Here is a 21762-nt window from a genome sequence, read left to right on the forward strand (position 1 = left end):
CTCTAACTGCTCCAGGCTCTCCGTCACCGTGACTTGAAAAGGACGTCCTGTCATCGCCCATCACCTCAAAGAGGACTCTTCTAGTTTGGCGCAGCTTCATATTTGTTTGGTATTAGGACGGATCTAACGGCGGTTTATTTTTGAAAAGCCTCATAGAGCGAGGCTTTTCAAAAATAAACCGCCTGATTCTGGGTATGTAGCGCTCTACATATGGTGTTGCTTGATGAATGAAGCGATCGCCAAGGAAACCCTCGTAGTTGTACCTTAGCTATTTTTATCGTTCTATTAATCTAAACTTCAGTAAAGAATTTAAATGCATAGAAATACCTGCTCCTAAACGATAGATAGGGCTCGAAAGTTGTGAAGAAAAATAATGAGAACTTCTATCAATGTAGGGATTGTTCAGGATTGGGCTGCATGCAAAGACGATGCCTTAAAACCCTGCACCTATTGATATATAAGCAACTCCAGCAATAAAGCTGATAGATTCCTTTGTTTGAAAGAGTTAATTTCTGGAACTAAAAACCATTTTTTTATCTAATGACTCTAAACATTAACGACTGCTACTAAATATTAAGAAAAAACGAAGGGGCGATCGCTAAACAAGTAATCTTACCTATAGCAACGAGCGGTTTATCGAACTTTTTTTGTATTTGAGATAGAGGTTTTTAAATGTCAATTCCCCTTTTAACCTACGCCCCATCTTCTCAAAACCAACGGGTTAATGGCTTTGAAATTCCTGGTGATGAGAACCCGCGGATTTATACCACAGGCACAACGCGTTCACCTGAAGAGGTCAACGAGGTCATTACTGCTGCCTATCGGCAAATTTTTCATGAGCAACAGATGCTCGAAGTCAATCGGCAGCGAAATCTCGAATCCCAACTCCGCATTGGTCAAATTACGGTGCGTGAATTTGTACAGGGTGTGGCAACCTCTGATGCGTTTCGTCGGCTGAATTACGAGGTCAACAATAACTACCGTTTTGTAGAGATGTGCATTCAGCGCATTCTGGGGCGATCTGTTTATAACGATCGCGAACGCCTGGCCTGGTCTATTGTGCTGGCTACAAAGGGGCTGAACGGCTTTGTTGACGAGTTGGTCAACAGTGAAGAATACCTGAACAACTTTGGCGACGATATCGTGCCCTATCAGCGTCGCCGCGTACTGCCTCAGCAGAGCCGGGGTGAGCAACCTTTTGAACGGATGGCCCGTTATGGAACGGATTATCGCGATCGCCTACCCTCCCCCACGCTGCTACCTGGTACCAGCTGGTCACGCAATGTAGGTCTGTTTGATAAGTTTGAGCCATTCTCCTGGAAGGCTTTTGTGCAGCGGGCGAACTGGTCTATGGTTTTTGCCGTGTTCCTGCTCGTTTTCGGCCTGAGCTTCTTAACACTTCTGGTATCGTCTACCACAGGTTCGATCGTTCCCTAGCGGTCTGTCACTGTTCAAGTGTGGGGTTACCCCACACTTGAACATTAAATTTGAGAAGTTTTTGAGGGGGCGTAGACTCCTCAAAAACTTCTTGACAAAGTACTAGGGTCAGCTTTTAAGGTTGTTTTTTCTGCGCTTAGCGCACGAAAAAACACTCTTTAAGACCAAGGCTTGAACCATGATGACGAGGGGGTGCAGTGTGCTACACCACCTCGTAAGAATCTATCAGGGCTTACTTCTAGGCAAGCTTTGCATCTAAAAGGGATTCTGTCTTTGTTTTACAACGGCAGAATCCCTTTTTAGCTTTTTCGAAAACGAGCGGCGGCAGGTAATCTTAAAGAGGCCTCTATCCTACGCCGTTGGGTCACTTATGCCTTTATTTATTATTCTGGCGCTGGCGATCGCCCTGGGCACTGTTCTCTTTGCCCTGCAAAATACGACCCGCGTCATTATTAACTTCTTCGGATTGCAGTTTCAGGACTCTCTGGCCCTGATTTTGCTGTTGACCCTCGTTATTGGTGTACTGGTGGGGGTACTGGTGACCATCCCATCGGTTCTACGGCGAAACTGGCGCATATCTGGGCAAAAGCGTCAGGTGCAAAATCTAGACGCGCAGCTCCAGGCCAAAGACCAGGCAATCATGGCTGAGTCTCAGAAATCAGAGCAAATGCGGGCTAGCTTTCAAGATTTGTTAACGGCCCTGGGAGCCACCGATCCAGCCACGGGATTGCTGCGGGGGGACACGATTGCGTCCCTGACCAGCTACCGCCTTCAGCAAATGGCTGCCCCACCGGGTCCTCCCCGTCCCATCTCTGTTTGTGTTTACCTGCTTGACCCAAATCTAGATGAGCGAATGCCCATAGATGGGCCGATGGCAGAGCGATTGAGGCGGGCGATCGCCCACCGCCTTAAAGCCACCACTGCCATTGAGGATTGGTTGCACCATGACGGCCAGGGACGATTTGGCTGCATTGCTGCAGGGCTAGATATTAAAGCGGCCACTAACTATGGCGAAGCGATTCGCGCCTCTTTTGCCGATCAGCCACTAAAACTGGACGATGGGACATCTATACCGATGACGGTCAGTTTGGGAGGAGCGATTGGCTTTGCCGATTCTCCCCAAGGTCTGGATGCCTTTCTGCTCAAGCAACAGGCAGAAAATGCGCTAGATCAGGCAAAACAACGAGGACGTAACCGTTTTCGCCTGGTTGAAGTACGGAGTTAAAGACGCTTCTTGTCCAGCACTGTAGCGTTCTAGAGATATGGATGGAATAAAGGGGTCCTGATCGCCCCTTTCACTGCCTCCACACGCCTAAGGAGATTTCCAGTAATGAAATTACCCCCAGAATGTTGGTGCTTTGCCCGCTTCGCGGGCAAAGCACCAACATTCTGGGTAAATTTTTATGCAGAAACCTCCTAAAACATGGCCGTCTATATCAATTGAATTTGGGAACTGAAGTGTAGTGTCTCGCGCAGATATCCCCGATCGCGCACCAGGAGGGGCCGTTGGTGGCGCTCCAGCACAGCTTGGGTTCGGCGGAACGCTTCGGGCAAGTGATTGAAAGGAATGCCAGGAAATGCGTGGTGTATCGCATGATCAGGCAAGCCACCCATCAACCAGTTAACAAAACTGGAGGTTGTGAGGTTACGGCAGGCATAGAGTTGGGTCATTTGATGGTTCTTCTCGGTTTTCCAGAGGGCGTAATGTTCCAAATGATCCCGAGCCTGTTGGACGGCTCCGATAATGCGTTCAAGTACCAGCCAGAACAGCAGGTAATCAATAAAGCGACCTTGCAAGATGGCGACGATCGCAAACCCACTCTGCATAGCCAGTATTCCTACTCCATCCAGGAGTAGCGATCGCCCCAGATCTGGCACCTGCCTCCGCAGCCTGAGTCCCTGGTAGACAGTTTTAGCAATGAGCCCCAGTCCCCCCAGGACAAAGAGATCCATGCTCCACTGGTGCCGCACATACCATTGCTGCCAGGGTTGGGCCTGCCGGTATTCGGCAACTGTCCACTGAACCCGTTCGGGATCCCGCAAATCAATCCCATTCCAGGCATGATGCAACCGATGGAGCCGAGCATAGGTGCCATAGGGCCACAACATGGGGTAAGCCACCAGACGTGGCATCCAGGTGTCAAACCAACGCCAGCCCGTTAAGGTCTGATGAGTTGTGTCATGGGTACAGACGAGCCAGAAGGCGTAGAGCAGCCCGGCGATCGCGCTAAACCCTATAAATCCTACGAGCGTAGAGCTTGACCAGGCCAGAACCACAAAACTCAAAAAAAGTGTTCCAATGCTCACAAAGCGCCACAGGCCTACCCAGGGATTGACCTGTTCGAGATCTGTGACCGCTGCGCGCAGATCCTGGCTCAATGCATAGGAGGGTGCAGCACTCGTTTTCATGCGTTATCTCTCCGGCGTGCATACACCGCTATCCTCTCAACTGATGCGATGTTGTCAAGAGAGATTGCTATATTTCAGTAATTCTTATTGTATTTTTACCTGCCCAACAAAATTCTCGCTCAGCACGAGAACGGCCACGTTCTTGATGGGGAAAGTATGTTCTCTTTTGCTCGCACTCAGCGACGACAAAAAGGGGACAGGCTTTGTAACGGAAACAGGGAACTGTTTTAAAGGTTGTTTCTCGTACACTTTGCACAAAAAACAGCCCTTCTAGCAAGCTTTAAAGCGCACCCTACATCGCCTTATAGAGATGCCGCATACCATATAAACCGTTCAACTCCGGCGTTTGATAAGTTGTCTCGACAACGGGGCGGGATGGACGAGCGCGCCGCTTACGATATCTTCGCTTCCGCATGGAAATGGGAGCCGCAACTTTTTGCTGTTCAAGGAGGTTGATTGCATCATCTCGGCGCGCCTGCTCAGATTCAGTTAATTGCTTCGTTGATTGGACCATTAAAGAAGCAAGATCCAATGCATTTGAATCAGCAACCCCTACCTGCTTTAGCTGGAAAGAATAGTGGTTTGCGAGCTCTTCTACCGAAATAACCAATTGATTTGGGTTTTCTCGAGTGACCATCATCTCTCTTTTCCTATCCTTGGTTCTCTGGAGTTTTCAAGCTCAACTCTGTCCAGAGGATACCCTTTTTGACGCAAAAAATATCATAATTGTTTCTCAAATCCCAAATTTATAGAGCTGGGATCAGAAAGATAGTGTTTAGGAATTACTCTGCAAATACCCTCTTAGAGGCTATTTGAGAGGCCATTAAAAAGGTTAATTTCTTGTATGCGAGCACACAAAAAATTAACCTTTCTAGATGAGCCTTTAGACTGTATAACCTACCAGATGCTAACAGGAAGATTTCGGTTAGAAGCAGCAATCTGTGCAAATTGTTCAGCCGCTTCGTAAGATTTTGAGGTATGAAGAGCTTGCCGATTTGGATAATCATCACAGCCAGGGCGCAGCTCAATACCGTCTTTACTTAGGTATACAGTAAAAAGAGTTTGGTCAAGAGTTGTTGACATATCAAGGGAGATGAATCAGCAATATTAGGTGGCTTTTTAATCTGTTATGGCTGAGATTCTTGGGAAGCGCTATCTGTCTTTTAGAGGAACTTCGGAGTATTAAAAAAGAAAATGAGTATTTTCTCTTTAAGCCAATTCTGGAAATGCCGAATTAGCGTTGGTGACAGCTGTTAAAAGTGGCTTGCCTCAACAATACTCAACATTTCCACGGGTACTTGAAGCGATACTTATCAACTTCCCTGCATTTGAGATGTAGAGAATGATTGAGATTTGAAGGATTCTACTTCAGATGCTTGTTTGGAGAGCTGACGGTTTTGATTTCGTGTTGGTCTATGACGCAGCAAACGCTCAACTTCTGAAATAATTTCCGAAATATCTGTTTGTTTGCTAATAATGCTATCTGCCTCAGGGCAGGAATGGGCCGCGTGACTTAACAGATCTTTGGTGAAGTAGCCAGAAATTAAAACGAGTAGAGGCGGCTTTTCAAGAATCTGCTTGGCCTTACAAATAATTTCGGGCCCATCCATTGCGATCTGATAGGCCGGTGTTGGAATCGAAAAGTCTACCAAGACCAAGTCAAACAGACTTGCATGCTGAAGAAATTTATAGCCATTGGTAAAGGTGGAAACCGCATAGCCTTGTTGCTGTAGGCGCAGTGCCAGAACATAGCACCATGATTCATTGTCATCAACAATCGCGATGTTATACATAACCCACTAAGCCGAAAACTTCTCTTGCCGCTTTCTCTCTTATACTCGGTTTATAGAAGTAAACTCACTATCCCAAGCATGAGTTTCACGCCTGTAATTCGCGCGATCAGCCCCAAATCCCTGTTTCTTTGCCCTAGGAAAAAATACAGCCAGGATTAATTGCAAGATACAAGGTGTTTACTCAAGATTTGGTAATCTTGAGCGATTCAAGCAAGACCATGCATCCCTCTCTTTCGGGAGATGCTTCCGTTGCCACAACCTGTTAACGTCCCTAACTGTTTTTCTGTTGCTGAGAATGATCGGTTGCGTTCGGGCTAACATCGCCGTTCAGAAAAACCCTCAGAAAACAAAACCGTGCTCCTGGGTGTCAACTCACAAAGGGGTAAGCAGCTGAATGAATAGATGCCAGAGGAACTCTCCCGTTACTGGCCTCTTCTGTTACCGTGGCAGAAACTCAGGAAATTGTCTATGAAGCCCGTGACTGTTTCGTCAACCAGTGCCCGTTATACCCAGGATATTCATATTCGTCAGTTTCGCCTGATTGTTGATGAGCCTGTTGCTGTAGGAGGCGATGACAGTGGCCCCAAACCCACAGAGCTGCTGTTAGCTAGCCTGGGTTCTTGTAAAGCGATTACCCTCAAAATGTATGCTGAACGAAAAGGCTGGTCTCTTAATCACGTTCATGTCGAACTAACCGAAGCCAGCGGGGGGAATGCTTTGGAAGGAAAGGGGCGCGATCGCCCTCAAATTCAAGCCACTTTGCATATCGAAGGCAATTTAACGGACGAACAACGCCAACGGCTTTTGGTGATTGCCGACAAATGCCCCATTCATAAAATGCTAAGTGCCAGTGCCGATATCCACACTCAACTAGCATCCGGAATTGCATGAAGCATCAATCAATACTCATACTCAGATCCTGTACCAAACGAATCGACATTACGAATCGACATTTTCGAAGGTAGCGCTGTGCGCTACCTTCGAAAATGTCGTTAGCCCAGTTGAGGCTAATGTACCGGAGCCCGTTCTATCCCTCCGGCAATGCCTCGCTGTGGATTACGCAGGCGCACCTCCCAGTCTAATGGCCCCAAAGCACAGGGATTAGGGGCTCCCCAACAGACATCCGCCCCAAACCGTACTGGGTAAACATAGGAGACATCCCCACTTTGAGCTGCCACTAATGCAGGTCTAGGAAGTGAAGGTGGCAGGAGAAAGTGGTTGGTTCCTTTGACCAAACCGATCGCCACCAGCAGGGCGATCGCTCCCACCGACAACCATCGTTTGCGATGCAGTTGCCCGAATGAAAGAGACTTCCCAACTCGCTTCCAGCCTGGGTTTCGCTCTAACCACAGGCCCAAACCTCGATGGGCTATCCAGGCCATGAGAAGGGCTGGAATTAGCAGCAGATAGCCCAGTCCAAATCGAATTAGGGGAGCTGTGGCAAAGGTGAAAAGACTACCCAGTATAGCCAGGGCAATCATCCAAATCTTAGCTTGAGCATGAAGGCTAGGCGGTGTCCTTGTCCAGCGGCGAATCAGCAATAGAACGGTAACCAGCAGCATCACCGCTAATCCGGCCATGACCTTGTTCATGGTGCTCAAAGAAAACCACTGCATCATGACCCAGAGCAGCCAGGGCTTTCCCTCAGGTGGCGTCCCAAACCATTTAAACCAGCCCTGGATTTGGGCCAGTGCTGCTGCCGCTGCGTCAGACGGAATTCCCCAGGGTACGTCTACACACAGCAACGAGGCTGGGTAAAACGCACAACCCGAGGTCATGTATCCATATAAGGCTGTCGGTGTGAGAAATGCAACCACCAATCCCACGCCTTTCAGTAACGCCCAGTAGCGGCGACGGTAATGGAACAGGTAGGCAAAAACAGCGACCGCCAGTAACGGTAACCCACTCAATTTAATGGTGACAGCGCCCGCCCCAAGGATGAGGAGAGACACCAGGATCCCATCTACACGGTCTACCAGATGATATTCTCCCAGTTGCAAGAGCAGCCAACCCGACAGGAGCGAAAGCAGCATGACAGGGATGTCGGGCGAGGGAGAAACGAACAAATCTGAGAGGAGACTAGAGCCAACCCACAGTGCCAGAAGACAAGTTAAAGCGCTGAGGCTGAACCAGTCTGCCAGACAAGGCTTTTTAGTACGAAGGTGTGTGACTGTGGCCCACCAATGAACCATGGCCAGGCACAACATAAACCCATTCGTTACGGCTGTGACATGGGAGCCCAAAAATGCCGGGTTTAGAGGGGCTGCCAGGGCGAACCAGGATGAGGCAAAACTAAAGCGGTCATGAATTAACCCAACGCCCATCACTGTGCCATAGTCAGCTAGCCAGCGAATGCTGCCAAAGTGATACAGCCCGGTGTCTCCCCAGGTAACGGGGCCTGTGGTGACACCTGCTGCTACCAGGGCGATCGCCCCAACTTCAAGCCCCTGCCTTGATAGCACTTCATACCTCAACCGCACCAGCTCCCGTCGAACATCGGGGTGGCTTGCACTCCAGGTGATCCATCCCATCGCCACCAAACCCCCGATCCAGGGTGACAGGGGAAGTATTAGGCTTACAGCTAATAGCGAGACTGCCAGACAAACAATTCCCAACCACAGAGCCAGTAGAGTTTCTAATTTGAGTAGGTGAGATCCAAAGTCTGGTTTAGGGCGCAGAACGATGGGGTTTAGAACTGCTGTTTTGGACTGTTCATGCCGTATGCCTGGAAGTTGGCGTGGATTATATGCCGCCTTAGTAGATACATACGACAGTCCCAATTGGTAAGTTAAACGGGAACCAATGGCTAGACTTACCGTTGCTAAAATGGCCCAGGCAAATAAGAAATAAAGCATGGAGCTTGATAGGGGAAGCTGATGCCATCATAGAATCTGTCAGGGGAAGATCGGGTGAATTTGCGCTGAAGTTTATCTAGTAATAAATAAAGACGTTGCTGAAACTATCCGTTCTTTCCGTACACCGCGTATATAAAATCACTCAAATCTTGCATTAAACCCCCAATCTGTCACTGCAGCATTTCTCATTTAGGTCAGACACAAGGGTATGGGACACACCCTTGTGTCTGACCTGAGGTGCTTTGCGCTTGAATCAGCCATAGTTATTTTTGTGAGAGCTGTGCGGAGCGCGGCTCTCACAAAAATAACCAGATTTTAAGCGTTTAAAAAGCGCTGTGAATCAGTTTATCCACGAAACGTTTGGGGCTCAATCTAATGGCTCAAAACCATCCATTTCGGCAAGGGTATACATAGGGCGACCCTTCACTTCCTCATAAATACGACCAACATATTCCCCCAAAATTCCAATACAAATCAGTTGTACGGCTCCCAAGAAAAAAATGGCCATTGCAATTAAGGCAAATCCAGTGACGGGGGAATTTGGCTGGAATAGCCGCCAGTAAAGTACCAGGATGACCATAATGAGGGCGATCGCCGCCGCCAACAGCCCTGTATAAGTCGCCAACCGCAACGGCACCTTAGAAAAGGAAACCAGACCATTGATCGCGAGAGCCAGGGATTTACGAAAGGTATATTTCACCTCACCTGCATACCGAGGCTCCCGTTCAAAGGGTAAGACCGTTTGCCGAAACCCTACCCAGGCCCGCAACCCTCGGATGTAGCGATTACGCTCCGGCATGGCATTGAGGGCATTAACTACTTTTCGATCCATCAGGCAAAAGTCGCCTGTATCCGTGGGAATGTCCACATCCGCCAATTGCTTGAGCACTCGGTAGAACACATAGGCATTCAGGCGCTTAAAGAAGCTTTCCCGACGACGGTGAGTCCGCTGAGCATATATCAGGTCATAACCCTGCTGCCACAGCTCTACCATTGCCGGAATCAGCTCTGGCGGATCTTGCAAGTCAGCGTCGAGGATCACAACGACTTGACCCTGAGTAAAGTTCAATCCCGCTGTGACTGCGATTTGATGACCAAAGTTACGAGCCAGGCTGAGATACTTGACCCGTTGATCGCTTTCTCGTAGTTTTCGTAGTAGGTCGAGGGAACGATCGCGGCTCCCATCATTCACCAGAATTAATTCAACCGTTCCCTCTAGCTGATCCATCACTCGACTAATGCGCCGATATAGCTCTGCAATCGTCTCCTCTTCGTTGTAGATGGGAACAACAAATGAGTAGGTCGGCACCATGGAATCACGCCCTCAGCAGCCGGGGCATCTGCTTGAATTGAGATGATAAAAAACTAACCCCCTGAACGAATCATAGCTAAGCGACTGGCATGAGCGGGCAGTTCTAACCGGATGATTCCATCATGAACGCGTTCTTGCCCGGCCACTTCATCATGAACTTGTTCACTAAACTCCCACAGGGTGGCCTCTCCTTCGGACACCAGTGAAGCCAAGTCTGCCGTAATTACCTGAGAATCATCAGAATCATTCACTAAAAGCAGATGAATCTGTTGCTGGCCGTCCTGGGTGGCGATCGCCATCACCTCAGGGTCAGAACTGGTGGTCAAAAACACTGGACGGCCACCCTGCAACGCTCGAATTCCCATGCGAAAGGCGTAATAGCTGAGGCGGCGATCGCCCCCTCCATCAACCAGCCCTGCAAATTGGCCACTACGACCCCAATCATAAAGCGAGAAGAGATGGCTCCCGTATATGTAAGTTTCGCCCGGTTGAGAGGCTCGTATCATATTTCGAACCAGATTCAAGGAGAAGGAAAGGTCATTGTAACCCCCGGTATAGGTTCCCCATTCTCCTAACCAAAGGGGCGATCGCGCATGGATAGTGCCTTGCATCCACTGTCGCACCTGCCGAACATAGCCGGAAATATCCAGGTCGTAATTATGGACGTTCACGCTGTCAAAATAATCAGGGACAGAGGCCAGGGTAGCCACAGGCCAGCTGCTTCCCCCGGTAGTTTTCGGAGCATGAATGTGAAATTGGCGATCGGGTAGATAGGTTTGATAAACATGAGCGATCGCATCAGCGCCTACCCGAACTAACTCAAAATAGTCCTCCTGGTTGCCTCCCCACCCTTGCTGTCGATTATCGGGCTCGTTGTGAATTTCGAAATCGTCCACCTGATAATCATTCCGCACATTTAACCAGTACACAGTGGCGAAGACATGCTCCCACCATTCATTCCAGTCCGCCTCTGTGCGTGGAGGATTGAGTTGCAATGCCCAATCTGGTTGCCAACCCGGATCGCTGTTGCGAATCGTCACGACAGGACGAATATGGGCTTGTTTCAAGGACTCAAAAATCGTTCTAGCATTTCCCTGCCATACTTCCTCTGAAGCACCAGAAAAAGTGTAGTCTGAGCCACTTTCTGGGTGAGTCATGACCTCATCCCAATGCTCCCAGGGAATAACATTTGGGTTGGCCTTAATCTGGGCAATACTCGGTAAACCATACGACCCATCATCATCCTCAGTTTCCCATCGGGACATACCACCGTAGATGCGATAAGTATTGATTCCTAAATCCGATAGGTCGGCCATATTAAAGCCAACATTTCCCTCACAGGCTCCGATATAACGAGTGCTGCTTCCTAAGATTGAGTCATAAACCTTAATTGTGGACTCAAGCCTGGGTGCTACAGCTTGACCTGCCGTACCCCAAGCAATAGCGATCGAGAAACCCAAAAGGATGCCCAATAATATCTTCCATAAACGTTTCATGATTACTTCAAACCTTTGATTACAGTAGGGTCGCTTCTCTATAGGTTTTATCCATTAGTAAACTAACGTTTTACATTAGTTCGGACAGTTTTTGTGAAACCCTTGATTTTGCGTGCGTGAAGCGCACGCAAAATCAAGGGTTTCACAAAAACTGTCCAGAATATTGGTTTTGTAGAAATAACTTAAGTCCAATGGTACTGAAATACAGCGCTTTGCGCTTGAATCAGCTTTGTAGAATCTCAGTCGATCGCAAATGTGCTCGAAAACTAGAAGGGAACGATTTGTGCCTCTTTTCTCTAAGCTTTTGAGAATTTGAGAGTGCAAAATACCCTCAAAATTCTCATGGGCGATCGCCCTAATTTACCAAACAACACCATTTTGTAGGCCCTGTTTTATTCAGAACCTGGTTGTTTAGCCAGCTCACTTTGGTGGGCTGCTCCATTTAGGGTATATGCCATCGCAAAGGAGGATTCAAAATTCCCTGTTGCGATACAGGAGCTGAGATTGTAACGGGATAACGATGCCAGTGGAAATCGTACATATATTGCCAATCTGGCGTAAAAGCACCCGCGTTTAGAAAATACTCTCCACTAATGAGATCCAGGCGATCAATTTGTAACTGAAGCCGATGCAGTATTTCACAACTTTCAGGAAGAGGTTCTACTTTAAGCTGGGTGTCTAGATAGATAAACCCTTTATGATCACTCAAACTAATACTAAAGATTGCCGCTTCAATAGGAGCCTGAAGTTGATAGGTCAGTTCCAACGTTACCCCTTCACCCGTTTGAATTGCAGCATCAGGGTGACAGGTAAGGTTAAGAATTTTTATGTGTTGAACGGTTTGCTTCGGCGACGGGTTTGAGGCTGTGGCTGAGGAGGAATCGGTTGTTTCCTGGTAGTGATAGAGATAGATTTTGGGGTGTACAAGAGGTTGCTTGGCCCAGGGCGACTGGATTAATGCCTGAAGTTTTGGGTAGTTAGGGAGGCATTCACACCGCACAAAAATAAAGCTATTTTGGGCATACCAGGGTTCTACTAGGGGATGATCCCAAAGCTGTGCCCGCAGACCATCAACGGCTATGTATCCCCGATTCTCAAACTGTTGAATCCAATAATCCGGCCATTGTTCATTAATGTGATGAGTTCCACCTTGATGGGGAATGGCTGCCGAGAATAAAACGACATCACTAAGACGAATCAGAGAATCCACGAAATCAGAAGCACTGGCTTCAGGTAAATGCTCAGCCACTTCCAGAGACATTGCCAGGTCAAAGGTTCGATCCAGGCCTAGAGGTTGGGTCAAATTCCACGGCATGAACTGCTGGACAGGAATTTGAAGATTTTCAGGTTCAACATAGTCGCCGTCAATGCCTAAAACATCTGTAACTCCATGCTTCCGGAACATGGAAAGCCAGGTTCCATCTCCACATCCCACATCTACAACTTGCTTTGGCTGAACCCAATCTAAAATGAGTGGCACAACGACAGCAGCAGACTGCCGAGAACCATCCCGGAGGGCTTCAAAAAATGTCTGATCATAGGGTTCATGCAAAACCTGCTCAGTCATCTGAAAAACCTCCAGATTTATTGTTGATTAAGAAAACAGGTCTGTTTATGATGCAACCATTTGAGACACCAATTCCCAACGTAAGGGTGGGGCTAGAATCCCCTTAGAATGCACCTCAGACAGAACCGTTAGAGGGTAAACATGCCAGTGGTAGTCGTAGGCATAGGCCCAATCCTGCTTAAAGATACCGACGTTAACAAAGTACTTGCCTGTTCCCAGATCAAGGCGATCGCACCACAATCGAATAGTCTGCCTCCCCTTCAAAACTTCAATCGGCACATTCATATCTGCTGTATTTACATCCATGCAGGAGGTACCGTTTTCCTGACTAATGCCGACGCTAAAGACGGCAGAATCAATCGGCTGGTTTGCGTGGTACTCAATTTCGATGCAGAGAGGGCCACCTGAAATAAGAGGACTAGTAGATTGCAAGCGCACATCAACAATCTCAATCTCCTGAGAACCAAAGCGATTCTCATTGACCCGCAATTCCGTACCCATACGGGTTAACTGAGGTGGGCGTTGGGGGGTGCGCTGCTGACTTTGCGACCGCATCTCCGTAGTGTATTGCCCTGCAACTACCGTAGGCTCCCCGCAGGCAGCAACAGTGCCCTGCTTAAGCCAAAGGGCGCGATCGCACAATCGCTCCACCTGTCCCACATCATGGGACACCAGCACAATTGCACATCCCTGTTCCTTCATCTCAGCAATCCGGTTCAGGCATTTTGACTGAAAAGATAGGTCTCCAACGGACAAAAATTCATCAACCAGTAGAATCTCAGGATCCGTATGGACAGCCACAGAAAAGGCAAGGCGCATCATCATCCCAGAGCTGTAGGTGCGAACCGGATTATCGATAAAACCTTCCAATTCTGCAAAAGCCACAATTTGATCGAAACGACGGGTGACTTCTTGGCGTGGTAATCCGGCAACGATGGCTGATACAAAGACATTCTCTCGCCCTGTCAAATCACCATGGAAGCCCGCTCCCAAATCCAACAATGCGCCGACCCGACCACGCATTTTGATACGCCCTTCTGTGGGGTAAGCTACTTTACCAAGCAGCTGTAACAATGTAGATTTCCCTGCACCATTGTGACCAATCACTCCCAGCATTTCCCCAGGAGCCACGCTAAAGGACACGCCCCGCAATGCCCAAAATTCATCAACCGATTGAATCTTCCGGAAGCTAGTCAGAGCTGCCTCCATAAAGGTGATGGGCTTTGCAGCATGGTAGCGGTTAAAGCGCTTCCCTAAATCCTCAATTAGAATAGCGTCCCGCATTTAAATTTCCTCCACAAATCGAAGGCTTTGGTGCTTGAAAACTCGATAGCCGATAGGAAGTAGGAGCAAGGTCAGCCCCGAAATAATGGCTAATGCTAGCCAATCTGGCTGAACACCCCATATGAGGATTTGCCGATAGGCTGTAACGACATGCACCATAGGGTTAAGCCCATAAATATACCAATATTTATTAGGAATACTATCGAGCTCGTAGAAGATAGGGGTGAGATAGAACAAGAACTGGAGCAAAACTCCAAGAGTGTGTTGCGTGTCTCGGAATGTAACGTTGAGAGCGGCTAAAAAGTAGGAAAAGGCAACTGTTAAAGCAAATTGAATCAATTGCAGAAGGGGTAGGAGTAGAACAAGTGGTGTGAGTTTTACCCCATCAATGAGCAGGAATGCTACCAGAACAGGTAGAGCTAAAGCAAAATGAACCAGGCCAGTCGTGACAACAACAACCGGTAGAATTGCAATAGGAAAGCCTGGTTGTCGAATTAATGGACGGCTATTGATGATAATGCCAGTCGCTTGAAATAAACAATTCTGAAACCAGTTCCAAACCAGTAGGCCTGTGAATACGTAGGAAGAATATTGGTCAATATCGATTTTGATAATAACTTGAAAGACAAAAATGAATACTAATAGTTGTAGTAACGGACTGATTAATGTCCAAGCTACTCCCAAGGCTGATCGCTTGTACATGAGTTTCATTTCACGATCAACAAGTGATCGTAACAAATCGCTCAAGTAAGATAGCCGCCATTTCTGTAACATAAGGATGGGTTATCCTAACCACTGGAACAATTGATTCTGCCTTAGCGCGGGGTAAAAACGTTGATTTTGTAGAGCCACAAAATCAACGTTTTTTTCTTGTTACTGATGGCTTCAAGCCACTAACCGTATTATCGGAAAGGCTCTAAGGTGGTTACCCCAACTCGTTCCATGAGCTCGACTGGGGCTTCAAGTTTCGCTTCAGATCTTTCAGCCGGGGGGATGTAGCGATCGCTCTTGCCTTCTCGCTCTACCCTTCGGTGAGACTGCCACAAAGACCACGGTCCTGCCAGGTTGCCCCAAATTTCTAAAAGAATTAGAGAGAGGGGATAATCTCTGCGGCCTAGCATCCAGAGAACGAGCCGCTTGAGATGGTAAGAGGAAAGACCTATGAGAATTTGATAAATTCCTCGCCAGTCTCCATCCCGGAACCATGTTGTCAGGTTGTAGGACACATGTCCCTTGCTGTAACCATACAGTTGGCGCCGAAGGGCAGCGTCAGTATTTCGGTGCTTATGCCATACATAGGCAGAAGGTTCGTAAACCAGGGTATAGCCTGCCTTAATTGTCTTGTAGAAGAGGTAAGTATCTTCCCCAACACCAGATGGCATACCAGGACCAAGGGCTTCATCCATCAATCCAATCTCAGGGTGAGAGAGAATTGCGGCACGAAATGCAGCATTTGCTGTTGCCCCTAAACTCCAGGTTGGCAATGCATAACGTGGAACCGATTCAAACCAATCGCCACCTACTTCGAACGCTCGGAACCCTCGACCTAGTCCACCATACTCTTCAAATGCTTGTTGGGACAGCGTTTCCAACTGGATAGGTAGGACGTTACCCGTCACAATCATGACATCATGACGCGCAAAGGGAGCCAGAATTTTTTCTAACCAATCTGAAGGAAGCGTTACATCATCATCTGTGGCGATAATAATCTCCCCGGTGCTGGCGACAAAGCCTGCATTGCGAGCATAGGCTAGCCCTTGGCGTGGCTCATTAACAAGTTTAATACTCGGGAATTCAGCAACGACGGGAGGGGTTAGACCTGAACTGGGATGATTATCCACCACCACAATTTCGACTTCGCGTTGGGTATCTTGGGCTAGTAAGCACCGTAGGCAGTTACGCAAGTCGTCGGGACGGTCAAACGTTGCCAAGTTAATTGTTACTTTAACCTGCTCGGGCAATCTCACGGGTTGACTTTGGACCACACGATAATGCTGTTGTAGCCGGTTGCAAACTTCTGTGTCATTTAGATGCAACCAGGCTTCCGCTAGCTTTGAGGAGAAACTTGGGATCGCAAGATTTAATAAACGATCAACACTAATGGGGTGGTAGCGATTGTCGATATCGAGACTACCCAAGAGATCTTCACCAAGAGTTAGAAAAACCCTTGTCACTCCATAATTACAGATATCTGTCAGGGGCTGAAGGGGCTGTTCCAGTCGAACCTGCCGAATCGCAATACCATCGGAGTAATGTATTGGTGCTTCTTCTACTGCCCCAACAGGTACTGTCTCATTCTGCTGTTCAGCATGAGAATTTGTTTCTAATTCAGGAATTTGTTCGCCAAATTCCTGAACAATTTGACGCACCCTTTGACAGGCCTGCTGATATCGGAAGAGGCCTGTTAGAGAGCCTTTCATCTCACCCCATACAAGCTCAGACGGGATTCTCGTTGGATGTTTAAAGTTAATCCAAAGACGGCGTAAGTTCCAGTAAACAAACCACCACAACCCTATCCAGAGAAACAATGAACGCTCATCTGGATAAGATGTAGCTCCACAGACAAAGTAGGAGTACAACCCGATTCCGTTATTCGTAATTTGAGCTTTCAGTTTTTCATAGCTTGCACGATGGCGGTGGCGAACCATTGCTCTAGGTTCGTAAACTAGAGTGTATCCCTCTTGCAACACCCGGAAATACATCTCCAGATCCCCGCCCCCATTGGTTACGGTACCAACATCTAGAGCCGGATCAAAATGCCCAATTTTGCTGAAAAGGGAACGACGGTAGGCCATGTTAGCTCCTGTGCCAAATTGTCCTGTCCCTAATAGTTGCCAGGGTAACTTAGAACCCGTCTTGCGGTACCAGTGTTGCTCAAACCCTCGCCCAAATCCTCCATTGCTTTCAAAGATGACTTGAGCCTGTGTTTCGAGTTCATACGGAACAACCAGCCCCGTTACGGCCATCACTTCCGTATTCTCGCTAAAGACCCGAGCCAGAGCTTTAACCCAACCCGGATCAACCACAACATCATCGTCGGTATAGGCAATAATTTCGCCTTTGGCCTCTAAAATGGCACGGTTACGTGCCCAGTCTAACCCGGGGCGGGGTTCGCGCACGTAGCGTACAGACGGATAAGAGTTTGCAACTAATTCCTTTGTTGAGCCTGTTTGAGGGGCATTATCCACAACCAGAATATCGAGGTGCGGATAGTCGAGCTTGCTTAGGGCTTCCAGGCACAGCTTCATATCATCGGGGCGATCGCGCGTACATACCGCCACAGTGACTAGAGGCCACTCACCCTCATACTCTACAGGAGGCAGACCAATTAAATTCTCCAGGGACAGATCCTTCGGGTGCTGTGGGGATGCCAGCCCATTTTTAAGTAATTGGCAGATAATGTCCCAACTGTGTTGTTCCAGAATTCGCTTGCTCAAAGTTTCTGCTGTGCAACGCCCCAGAGAAATTGGGGCTTCCACATAACCCAGGGGAACACCATGGAGTCGTACCAGACCCTTCAGCCCCATGTAGGCCTCTAAACCCTCGAAGGTAGGTAGGGGCTGAGTCAGTTCGATATCTACAACTTTGATGGGAAAAAGCATGAGAGGGCTTCCTGTTTTGATAAGGGGCTAAAGATATGCCAGAGATAAATGAAGCAGATGTCCTACAAAAAGCCTGAGGCGAAGGAATGCAAGAAGTGACGGTGACTGTGCAATATTCAAGGGGAATGTAGCAAACAGCGATGAATGAGAAATGGAGCCGCTAGGTGTTGGTTCGCTTGGGTCTGCAACACGGAGCGTCTCAATTTTTCCTTTGGCACTATCTACCTTGGTTGAGTGTTCCCGCTGTTGCCATATCTGCCACAAGCTAAATAACCCAAGCCGATAAAAACCGGGGCGAATGAGCGGTGTTACGGGTTCGGCCTGAAGCGCTTGGCTTAGCCAGTAGAGTGTTTTGTGCGGTTTACCATAGGCATAGCATTGATGGGCAAAATAGATATAAAAGCTACTGCAAGACAGGTGAAATAGAAGAGGGGAAAGGGTTGGGCACTTCTGGCGCACTTGTTCCAGCATGAGCAGGTGAGAACGGGCCATCTGGTCAAAGTCTCCTGACATACTGCTGGATACTTTGCGATAGCCCACCAAAACTTCTGGCACAACAGCAAACTGAAAATGTATGGCCAGGCGCAGGTATAAATCCCAATCCTCACAACCCTGGGCATTTTGAGCCTTGAGCTGAGGGTCGTAGTAACCAACCTGATCTAGACAACGCCGACGGATTAACGTTGCACTGGCATTGGCAATGAAATTATGGCAGAGCAGGGTCTTGAGTACGTTTCCCTGAACCATATCGGCATGGATAATCCCCAAGGATTGATCCTGCTCATCGATGTCGATAGACCAGGCATAGGCCACTGCGGTATTGTCTCCCGCGTCCTGGAGCCTTTCCATCAGTTTTTCGACGGCCTGAGGATGCCATAGGTCATCGGCATCGATGGGAGCAACAAATTCGCCCTGGGCATGGGCGATCGCCAAATTACGTGCCGCTGCAACCCCTGCATTGGTTTGATGCAGAAGTTGGAGTCGGGAATCCTGGTGGGCGATCGCGGTCACGACCTCTGGAGTCTGATCGGTAGAACCGTCATCAACCACCAGGATTTCCAGATTTTGATAGGTTTGGCTTAGCACCGAACGGAGGGTTCGTTCGATCAAGCTGGCTGCATTGTAGGCAGGGATGATTACCGATACCAGGGGCTTATCGCTAGACATCAGCTCGTCCTATGAGTTATTTCAATGTGAGGTCAACCCTCACGTGCACCGTTTCCATGTCTGAAAATCTTGGGGGCTGATCTTTCAAACATCTCTTTGGCGTTGAAGGAGCTTTAGATAGTTGGATTGATCTTGAGGTAAGGGTGCTTTCTGTAGGTTTCCCACAAAAAAACACCCACCCACTCTGTGCTTCGCTTTAGCTGTACTGCAACTGTTGGGCGCCCACAGGAACAGCAACCTCTGCTTTAGAACGCTCAAACTCCTCGTAGTAAGAGCGTTCGGTGTTAACGTCCCATAAGGGATGCTGTTCGCCGATGATATTGCGGGCGGCCAATAGCCCGGTTAGCATCGAATGATCCTGGTTGTTATAGCGGTGCATTCCGTTCCGGCCAACGGTCTGCAGGTTCTCAAAACACTCGATATAGTCTTGAATCACTTGCAGGTGCTGGCGATATTCGGCATCGTAAACGGGATATGCTTTCCGCTGACGAATGACCGTACCGTCCTCGATCGCCATAGAAGGTTGTACCAGACCAAGCCCTCGTGCCTCCTGACTGGCGAGCTTGATCAAGTCAGCATCCGAGGTTTCCCAAAGAGCATCCCCCTGGCTACAGAAGTACTCCATCCCTAAACAGGTCTTGCTAGAGTCAGGTACCATTTCAGGGCTCCAGTTTTTGAAGTTCTGAATGCGTCCTACCTGGAATTTAGGGCTGTGAATGTAGATCCAGTTGTCAGGAAATAAATCTGGAGCATCTACCATGAGGGCCACAATCAGGAAGTCGCGATATTTTAAGGAGCGTGCTGCATGCATCACCTCTTCGGGTGGGGCCGGATTCATGTATTGCAGTAACTTGCTCACTGGCATACTGGAAACGAAATGGTTACCCTCAAACGTCACTGGGCTACCGTTCTGCTCCGCTACAACACGGGTGATTCGGAAACCTTCACGTTCAATGCGTACAACACCTGTATTCAGGTGAACAGGGTTGCCCTTCTGCTCTAGCAGGGTTTGAAACCGCTCCCACATCATGCCGGGGCCAAGGCGGGGATAAACAAACGATTTAATCAGGGTTTTGGTATCGGTGCTGCCAAAGAAGGCATCTGTAATGGCTTTCTTTAAGGACAACCCACGAATTCGCTGGGCGGCCCAATCAGCGCGAATTTGGTCACAGGGAATGCCCCAAACTTTTTCGGTGTAGGTCTTGAAAAATGTATGGTAAAGCCGCTCACCAAAGCGGTTGATAACCCAAGATTCCAAATCTTCCTCCTGAGGTAGAGGAGAAACCCGAGATTTAAGATAGCTCAGGACGATAGCCAGGCTATTCCAAAAGCCCAGTTTGAGTAAGGCATCCTTGGGTTCCAGCGGGTAGTTGAAAAAGACGCCATCGTAATAGATGCGGGAAAGCCGAGGGACTGAGATCATCTCGTCGCCCAGTACTTCCTCCCAGAGTTGTTCAACTTCCTTCACCTTGGTGTAAAACCGATGACCACCGATGTCAAAGCGGTAACCATTGTAGGTTTCGGTACGGGAGATGCCACCGACGCGATCGCCCTGTTCTAGAACGACAGTCGAATGTCCGTTTTTAGCCAGCTCATAAGCTGATGTAAGACCTGCAGGGCCTGCACCAATGATTACGGTGGATGGGTGAGTCATGAAAATCTCGTTAGTTCTAAGGGACTGAGTAGCTCAGGGATGAACGAAGCATATCGGGGCACACTCAAGCGTCTAAGTTCTCAGAAGCAAGAGTTGGGAAGCTTAGCGTACTCATTAGGGAAGATAACCAGTACTGGCAGCAGCCGATGGCAAACCCAAGCCCGCCATAGAGATAGTACAGCCAGTGCATAGGAATCGTTCCTAGCGCGAACTTTAGACCCCGTTTCCGTTTGAAGAAGCGGTAAACTGAAGCATTAATCCACAACAGCCCTGCCCCTAAAAAGAAGGCAACTAGCAAAGCCAGTTGCCATAGGGGGGAAAGTAATAGTGCGGCAACGAACCCGTAAGCCAAAACGACACTGACTCGGCTAGAGGTTTGTAAGTTTAGGTCGTTGTTTAGAGCTTTGTTCTCAAGAATGAGTTGAGTCCAGGGAAGTGCACGGTAGAAAAAGTCGGCTTTAAGTAGGGTGACCAGGCCCCAGCGCTTCAGATGCTTCACCTGGAGATTTTTGCAAAGTCGAATTTGGTATCCTGCATTTCTCAAGCGATAGCCCAGATCAATGTCTTCAACACAGGGGCGGCGGAACCGCTCGTCAAAGCCGTTGATAGCAAAGAATGCTTCTCGTCGAATTGCACCGCAAGCTCCCCAGAAGGTCGATGCATTTTCATCAGAGATTTGATGCGTGTAATGGTGAAAGAGGTTGCGATATTGAGAAAGAAAATCAGGGCACCCAGGCGCATCATCATAAGACCCAATCACGGCGGACAAGTCCGAAGAGCGGAGAAATAGAGTCTGAATTGTGTCGATGACGTTGGGCGCGATTTGCACGTCGGCATCGACAAAAAATAAGATATCGCCACTGGATATCTTGGCTCCATAATTCCGTGCAACTGCTGGCCCCCGATTAGTGGGTAGATTCACAACTCTAAAGCCATGCTGTTTGGCAACGTAAGTTGATGCATCATCCTGTCCATCTACTACAACAATTACCTCAAGGGGAGCCGGACAAGCAGTCTTTAGGGCATTGCAGCAGTTAAGAAAAGCTTCCCCTCCGTTGTACACCGGAACAATGACAGAAACCGAAGGGATATTGGACAGGCTCATAGCGATTTCCTTGGGAACAAACAGGGATTAGATGAGTCTAAGGAAGTGAATTTGGTTTAGAGATTGTCGAGTTTAAGGAGT

At 48.4% G+C, this 21762-nt stretch carries 16 protein-coding genes; 3 read left to right on the top strand and 13 right to left on the bottom strand.

The window, feature by feature from the left end; translation table 11 throughout:
* Positions 1-672 precede the first annotated feature (672 nt).
* Positions 673-1437, top strand: coding sequence for a phycobilisome rod-core linker polypeptide (locus tag H6F91_RS21325; RefSeq protein ID WP_190789464.1), 765 nt, complete (start codon positions 673-675; stop codon positions 1435-1437).
* A 370-nt stretch (positions 1438-1807) separates the two neighbouring features.
* Positions 1808-2662 carry a lipopolysaccharide assembly protein LapA domain-containing protein gene (locus H6F91_RS21330; protein WP_190789465.1) on the top strand — a complete coding sequence of 285 codons (855 nt, stop codon included), beginning with the start codon at positions 1808-1810 and terminating at the stop codon, positions 2660-2662.
* A gap of 206 nt (positions 2663-2868) precedes the next feature.
* On the opposite strand, the gene H6F91_RS21335 is transcribed toward H6F91_RS21330, so the two are convergent.
* The 3 genes from H6F91_RS21335 to H6F91_RS21350 all read right to left on the bottom strand — a co-directional run bounded on the left by H6F91_RS21335 (position 2869) and on the right by H6F91_RS21350 (position 5639).
* The gene (locus H6F91_RS21335) at positions 2869-3846 is read right to left on the bottom strand and encodes a fatty acid desaturase (protein WP_190772423.1); all 978 of its coding nucleotides are present in this window, start codon (positions 3844-3846) and stop codon (positions 2869-2871) included.
* A 292-nt stretch (positions 3847-4138) separates the two neighbouring features.
* On the bottom strand, positions 4139-4486 hold the full coding sequence (locus H6F91_RS21340) for a hypothetical protein (protein ID WP_190772422.1): 348 nt from the start codon (positions 4484-4486) through the stop codon (positions 4139-4141).
* Positions 4487-5159: 673 nt separating this feature from the next.
* Positions 5160-5639: a response regulator gene (locus tag H6F91_RS21350; RefSeq protein WP_190772421.1), complete on the bottom strand. Its 480-nt coding sequence runs from the start codon at positions 5637-5639 to the stop codon at positions 5160-5162.
* Between the two features lie 468 nt (positions 5640-6107).
* Here H6F91_RS21350 and H6F91_RS21355 point away from each other — a divergent pair, with 468 nt between their 5' ends.
* The gene (locus H6F91_RS21355) at positions 6108-6530 is read left to right on the top strand and encodes an OsmC family protein (protein ID WP_190772420.1); all 423 of its coding nucleotides are present in this window, start codon (positions 6108-6110) and stop codon (positions 6528-6530) included.
* A 116-nt stretch (positions 6531-6646) separates the two neighbouring features.
* Here H6F91_RS21355 and H6F91_RS21360 read toward each other — a convergent pair whose 3' ends face one another.
* The 10 genes from H6F91_RS21360 to H6F91_RS21405 form a co-directional block, all read right to left on the bottom strand.
* Positions 6647-8494: a hypothetical protein gene (locus H6F91_RS21360; protein WP_190772419.1), complete on the bottom strand. Its 1848-nt coding sequence runs from the start codon at positions 8492-8494 to the stop codon at positions 6647-6649.
* A gap of 367 nt (positions 8495-8861) precedes the next feature.
* Complete coding sequence (locus H6F91_RS21365; RefSeq protein ID WP_190772424.1) at positions 8862-9803, bottom strand: glycosyltransferase; 942 nt, start codon at positions 9801-9803, stop codon at positions 8862-8864.
* A 56-nt stretch (positions 9804-9859) separates the two neighbouring features.
* Positions 9860-11302 (bottom strand): hypothetical protein, encoded by a 1443-nt coding sequence (locus H6F91_RS21370; protein ID WP_190772418.1) that lies wholly within the window; start codon positions 11300-11302, stop codon positions 9860-9862.
* A 442-nt stretch (positions 11303-11744) separates the two neighbouring features.
* Positions 11745-12869 carry a Wzt carbohydrate-binding domain-containing protein gene (locus H6F91_RS21375; RefSeq protein WP_190770120.1) on the bottom strand — a complete coding sequence of 375 codons (1125 nt, stop codon included), beginning with the start codon at positions 12867-12869 and terminating at the stop codon, positions 11745-11747.
* Positions 12870-12914: 45 nt separating this feature from the next.
* Positions 12915-14153, bottom strand: a complete 1239-nt coding sequence (locus tag H6F91_RS21380) for an ABC transporter ATP-binding protein (RefSeq protein WP_190770121.1) — start codon at positions 14151-14153, stop codon at positions 12915-12917.
* On the bottom strand, positions 14154-14927 hold the full coding sequence (locus tag H6F91_RS21385; protein WP_190770122.1) for an ABC transporter permease: 774 nt from the start codon (positions 14925-14927) through the stop codon (positions 14154-14156).
* A 128-nt stretch (positions 14928-15055) separates the two neighbouring features.
* Complete coding sequence (locus H6F91_RS21390) at positions 15056-17755, bottom strand: glycosyltransferase family 2 protein (protein ID WP_190770123.1); 2700 nt, start codon at positions 17753-17755, stop codon at positions 15056-15058.
* A gap of 27 nt (positions 17756-17782) precedes the next feature.
* A complete protein-coding gene (locus H6F91_RS21395; protein ID WP_190770124.1) occupies positions 17783-18922 on the bottom strand; it encodes a glycosyltransferase family 2 protein in 1140 nt (379 codons plus the stop codon).
* A gap of 196 nt (positions 18923-19118) precedes the next feature.
* Positions 19119-20576: an NAD(P)/FAD-dependent oxidoreductase gene (locus H6F91_RS21400; RefSeq protein WP_190770125.1), complete on the bottom strand. Its 1458-nt coding sequence runs from the start codon at positions 20574-20576 to the stop codon at positions 19119-19121.
* Positions 20577-20640: 64 nt separating this feature from the next.
* A complete protein-coding gene (locus H6F91_RS21405; protein ID WP_190770126.1) occupies positions 20641-21681 on the bottom strand; it encodes a glycosyltransferase in 1041 nt (346 codons plus the stop codon).
* Between the last annotated feature and the right edge of the window lie 81 nt (positions 21682-21762).

This window comes from Leptolyngbya sp. FACHB-8, assembly GCF_014695575.1.
Lineage (GTDB): Bacteria > Cyanobacteriota > Cyanobacteriia > Elainellales > Elainellaceae > Vacuolonema.